This is a genomic window from Desulfocicer niacini, from assembly GCF_054657595.1.
On the sequence record NZ_BAAHYK010000213.1, the window covers coordinates 1 to 312 of the forward strand.

The following is a 312-nucleotide window of genomic DNA, read 5'->3' on the forward strand; positions in this document are numbered from 1 at the left end:
ACAGATAACATGGATATGTTCACGAAGATCCGCTATGGAAGATAGCATTGAGAACCAGCTATCCATTAATACATATTTGGCCCGAACCCCTATATCCAGAGCTCTTTTGACCATAGGGACAAGATGTGCCGTACTTTTGGTGACGGCCTCCTGGCGTCGTGGGTATCCACAAGTTCGTTTATCAATATCAAGGCTGATTTCGTTATATCTGTTTTTTTTGTCGGCTAAGGATAAAAGGATAAAATCAATTCCAAGAAAACTGTTTCCATCAGACCAACCCAAGGTAAGCATCCTAAATCCTTTTATATATTT

The 312-nt window shown here is 40.1% G+C and carries 1 pseudogene; it reads right to left on the bottom strand.

What is annotated here, in order from left to right:
- Positions 1-312: pseudogene (locus ACYQ2M_RS25440) on the bottom strand (IS4 family transposase); the annotation flags it as partial.